Origin of the sequence: Promineifilum sp. (SeqCode), assembly GCF_041918635.1 — a bacterium.
Taxonomy (GTDB): Bacteria; Chloroflexota; Anaerolineae; order Promineifilales; family Promineifilaceae; genus Promineifilum.
On sequence record NZ_JAYRVJ010000580.1, the window covers coordinates 1 to 5,128 of the forward strand.

Consider the following 5,128-nt stretch of genomic DNA (forward strand, 5'->3'; position numbering starts at 1 on the left):
CAGATACCTACTTCGAGGTCGGGGCGGGTGGCGCGGCCGAGTTCGACGCCCATCTTCATCAGCTTGCCGACGCCGTTGGCGTCAATCGTGGCAAACGGGTTCTCTTCCAGGATGTTGCGCTGCTGGTACTCGACCAGGAAGCCGGACTCCGCGTCATCGCGGGAGATGCCGTAGGTCGTCTGCGTCAGGTCATTCGTCCCGAAGGAGAAGAACTGCGCCACCTCGGCGATCTCGTCCGCCGTCAGCGCGGCGCGCGGGATCTCGATCATCGTCCCGAACTTGTACTTGATCTCCATCCCGTACTCGTCCATGACTTCCTTGGCCACCGCTTCCAGCGTCGTCTGCTGCACCTTCAGCTCGTTGACGTGGAAGATGAGCGGGATCATCACTTCGGGCTGCACGTCCACGCCGTCGCGGGCGCACTGGCAGGCCGCCTCGAAAATGGCGCGCACCTGCATCTTGGTCAGTTCCGGGATAATGATGCCCAGACGGACGCCGCGCGTGCCCAGCATCGGGTTTTGCTCCCGCAGCGCTTCGACGCGCTCCAGGTAGGCCTGCTTCACGCGAATCTCCGCCAGCGCCTCGTCAATCTCGCTCAGCGTGTGGAAGTGCTGGAGTTGCACCTTCAGGTCGGCCAGACGCTGCACCAGCTCCTCATAGGAGGGCAGGAACTCGTGGAGCGGCGGGTCAATCAGGCGAATGATAACCGGCTGGCCGTCCATGGCGCGGAACAGACCGTCGAAGTCGCCGCGCTGCAAGGGCAACAGCTTGTCCAGCGCCTCGTTACGCTCGGTCACGTTCTTGGCCATGATCATCTGTTGTACGATGGGCAGGCGCTCGGCCTCGAAGAACATGTGCTCTGTGCGGCACAGGCCGATGCCCTGCGCGCCATACTCGCGGGCGCGTTGGGCGTCGCGCGGGTAGTCAGCGTTGGCCCACACACCCAGCGTGCGGATTTCGTCCGCCCAGCCGAGCAGCTTGATCAGGTACGAGTTCTTGATGTCGGGCACGACCGTCGCCAATTGGCCGAGGTAGACGTGGCCCAGCGTGCCGTCCAGCGAAATCCACTCGCCTTCCTTCACGCACAAGTCCTCGCCGATGCACATCTGGCGCGTGTCGAGGTCGATCTCCAGTTCCATGACGCCGACGACAGCCGGCTTGCCGAACTGGCGGGCGACGAGCGCGGCGTGGCTGGTGCGGCCGCCGCGGCTGGTCAGGATGCCCTGCGCGGCCAGCATGCCGTGCACGTCATCGGGCTTTGTCTCCGGGCGAACCATGATGACCGGACGCCCCTCTTCCTTGGCCCACCGCTCGGCCGTGTCGGCGTCGAAAGCGACGACACCCACAGCCGCGCCGGGGGAGACATTCAGACCGGAGGCGATCTTGCGGGCCGCCTTCACAGCCGCCACGTCGAGTTGCGGGTGCAGGAAGAAGTCAACCTGGGCCGGTTTCACGCGCCACACGGCCTCTTCCTTGTTGATTAGCCCTTCTTCGACCAAATCGACGGCGATCTTGACTTCCGCCTGAGCGGTGCGCTTGCCGTCGCGGGTTTGCAGGAGCCAGAGCTTGCCGTTCTCGATGGTGAACTCCATATCCTGCATGTTGCGGTAGTGCTTTTCCAGCTTGCGGGCGATGGTGAGGAACTCCTCGTAAGCGCTCGGCATGATGTCTTTCAACTCAGCCAGCGGCTGGGTCAGACGAATGCCGGCCACCACGTCTTCGCCCTGGGCGTTGACCAGGAAGTCGCCTTCTGGCTCCTGTTCGCCGGTGGAGGCGTTGCGCGACATGGCGACACCCGTGGCCGAGTTGTTGCCAATGTTGCCGTAGACCATCGTCTGGATATTCACGGCCGTGCCCAGATTGTGGGCAATGCCGGCCGCGTTGCGGTAGTCGATGGCGCGGCGGCCGTTCCAGGACTTGAAGACGGCTTCGGTGGCCAGACGCAACTGCTCGTACGGGTCAACCGGGAAGTCGGTGCGCGTGAAGGTGCGATAGATTTCCTTGAAGCGGCGCGTCACGACGGCCCAGTCCTCGGCCCCCAATTCGGAGTCCGTCGTCACACCGGCCAGCTTGCGGCGGGCGGTGATGACCGGCTCAAACGCCTCGTCCGGCACGCCCATGACGACGCTGCCGAACATCTGGATAAGACGGCGATAGAGGTCAAAAACGAAACGACGGTCGCCGGTCAGGCGAACCATCGTCTCGGCGATCTCGTCATTCAGGCCGATGTTCAGGACGGTGTCCATCATACCGGGCATGGAGAACTTCGCGCCGGAGCGGCAGGAGACGAGCAGCGGGTTGTCCGTGCCGCCGAACTTCTTGCCGGTCTGCTTCTCGATCTCCTTCACGGCCGCCAATTCCTGCTCCCACATCCCTTCCGGGAACTGGTTGCCGGAGGCCAGATAGGCGTTGCAGGCTTCGGTAGTGACGGTGAAGCCGGGGGGCACGGGGATGTCCAGGCGCGTCATGTCGGCCAGGTTGGCGCCCTTGCCGCCCATCAGCGCCCGAACGCCGTCCCATTGGCCGCCGACGTGCGCCTCTGCTTCCTTGACTTCATTGAATAGGTAAACCCACTTCGTGCCGGCCTGGGGTTTGTGCCCGTTACCGGTATCATCGTGTTTCACAGGTGTTGTCAAAACTTGTTCCGACATGAGACTTGTCTCCTAAGATAAGACTGTAGACTGTAGGCCGCCCGCGCGGCATACGAGCATTCGGTGTCAATCCGTAGCCATTCTAAGGATTCCGCTCCTCGCCCGTTAGTGACAGATTGCACCTGTATCGCTGACAAAAGTCATGCGATAAACGAAGACCTGATTGGTGCATGGTTCGTAGTCAGGCAATTCATTGCCGTTCTTTGCGCGAGAAGGGGAAGAACGGCAACGAATTGCCTGACTACGAACAAGCACAAGCTGTTGCAGGTATGCGATTGCCCTGGATGCCTTCTCTCTCTATTGGCCTCAGTGAGTGGACTGGTTATACTTGAAGCCAATATGACTCAGATGCTGCGACTGCTGCTTGTCGATGACCACGAAGTGGTCCGTCTTGGTATGCGGGCCTTGCTGGAACGCCACCCTAGTTTTACCGTTGTGGGCGAAGCCTCCAGCCAGGAAGAGGCCGTCGCCATGGCCGAGGAGCAGCAACCCGATCTCGTCTTGATGGATATTCGCCTGGCCGGCGGCAGCGGGATCGAGGCTTGCCAACAGATCAAGGAACGCTTGCCCGACACGAAGGTGATCATGCTGACCTCCTTCGCCGAGGACGAACTGCTGTTTGCCGCCATTCGCGCCGGAGCCAGCGGCTATCTCCTCAAGCAGATTGCCGGCGGTGAGGTCGTGCGAGCCATCGAAGCCGCGGCGCGGGGCGAATCCATGCTGGACCCGACACTGACCCAGCGCGTCTTCTCCGAGGTGCGGCGCTCGATCAAGAAAGAGGAGGCTGTCGCCTTTCAGGACTTGACCAGTCAGGAGCGGCAAGTATTGCTGCTCATTGCTGAGGGCAAGACGAACCGTGAGATCGCGACCGAGTTGTTTCTCAGTGAGGGCACGGTGCGCAACTACGTCAGTAGCATCCTGTCGAAACTAGGTGTCTCGAACCGGGCCGAGGCCGCGGCCTATGCCATCAAACACCACCTTGCCGACCACATTTAGCTGAATACCCGGCCGTCGCGCCGGATGTTTGTCGCGCCATTATGTCCGACACACCTGTCAGCCACCCGATTGACGAGAACTACGCCCGCCGGGCGCTTTCCACCCTGAACCAGGCGGCCTTGGCGATTGCCAGCGAGCTGGACGTTGACCGCGTTTTGCAACTGATCGTCGACTCGGCCCGCGAGCTGGTCGGGGCGCGCTACGCCGCGCTGGCTGTCGGCGACTGGCGTGTGCCGGGACCGGGCAACGTGCAACGCTTCGTCCACAGCGGCTTCGAGCGCGATCACGCCCGGCTCATTGCCCACTGGCCGCGCGGCGAAGGGCTGTTGGGCGCGATCATCCACGGCCAGGCCCCCATCCGCGTCTCGCACATCCGGGGCGATGCCCGCTCGGTCGGTTTTCCCAGCGGCCATACGGAGATGGAGAGCTTCCTGGGCGTACCCATCGTTGGCGCGGGCGAGACACTCGGCAATCTCTACCTGGCCGACAAAATCGGGGAGGCGGAGTTCAGCCAGGCCGATCAGGAGTTGATCCAGATGCTCGCCGCCCATGCCGCCGTGGCGATCCAGAACGCGCGCCTCTATTCGCAAGTGGAGCGACTGGCGGTCTTGGAAGAGCGCACGCGCATTGGTATGGATTTGCATGATGGCGTCATCCAGTCCATCTACGCGGTCGGCCTGACGCTGGAATCGTCGCGGCTGGCGCTGCCCGAGGGGGCCGACGAAGCCGCCGCCCTGTTGGATACAGCTGTCGCCGGCCTCAATGATGCCATTCGCGACATCCGCAACTTCATTCTTGACCTTCGCCCGCGCCGCTTCGCGGGTGACGTGCAACAGGGGCTGGCCCAACTGGTGCGTGAGTTTCAGGCCAACACGATGGTTCCTGTCTCGATGAGCATGCCTGAACGGCTGGACGACCTGCCGCTGCCACTCGGCCGGGCTATCTTCCTGACTACTCAGGAGGCGCTGGCGAACGTGGCCCGCCACGCGCGCGCCAAGAAGGTCAATGTGACGCTCCATTGCACCGCAGCCCGGGTGTCGCTGTCGATCCAGGATGACGGCCGCGGCTTCGACACCACTAACGAGGCTTTGCGCGTCGGCCATGGATTAGCCAACATGCAGGCGCGCGCGGAAGGCCTGGGCGGCATGTTCCTGCTCGATTCCACCCCGGGCCGGGGCACGACCGTGGCCCTCGATCTGCCGCGCTGACCCCTCGCTTCGCCCCCGTATCCCCCTAGCCGCGCCCGAATGCGGCCCATCACGTGATAGATGTCGCCCGGATCGATGACAAACGTCATTGAGTTTTCGGCGCGCAAGTCGCTATACTGCCTGAAATGGCGAATGTTGTGTGATCGTCGACTTGGCGCGTGTCCTTATTGGGCTGTGCCGGGCCGCGAGCGGGTTGCGAAAGGTGCTGACTATGTTGCAGACACCTATAGAGATGGGCAAATCAATGGGCGCGGACGGCGCGAAGAAGATCAG

At 62.7% G+C, this 5,128-nt stretch carries 3 protein-coding genes; 2 read left to right on the top strand and 1 reads right to left on the bottom strand.

Annotated elements, in window-relative coordinates; genetic code table 11:
- On the bottom strand, positions 1 to 2,624 hold a 2,624-nt coding region (gene ppdK / locus ACE3UY_RS17255), incomplete at its 3' end, for a pyruvate, phosphate dikinase (RefSeq protein WP_374688728.1).
- A 366-nt stretch (positions 2,625 to 2,990) separates the two neighbouring features.
- Here ppdK and ACE3UY_RS17260 point away from each other — a divergent pair.
- A complete protein-coding gene (locus tag ACE3UY_RS17260; RefSeq protein WP_374688729.1) occupies positions 2,991 to 3,647 on the top strand; it encodes a response regulator in 657 nt (218 codons plus the stop codon).
- Positions 3,648 to 3,688: 41 nt separating this feature from the next.
- Positions 3,689 to 4,855: a GAF domain-containing sensor histidine kinase gene (locus ACE3UY_RS17265; protein ID WP_374688730.1), complete on the top strand. Its 1,167-nt coding sequence runs from the start codon at positions 3,689 to 3,691 to the stop codon at positions 4,853 to 4,855.
- Positions 4,856 to 5,128: the final 273 nt, after the last annotated feature.

Coding starts and splice junctions, on each gene's coding strand:
- ACE3UY_RS17260 (WP_374688729.1), top strand. CDS start 2,991: ATGACTCAGATGCTGCGACTGCTGCTTGTCGATGACCACGAAGTGGTC.
- ACE3UY_RS17265 (WP_374688730.1), top strand. CDS start 3,689: ATGTCCGACACACCTGTCAGCCACCCGATTGACGAGAACTACGCCCGC.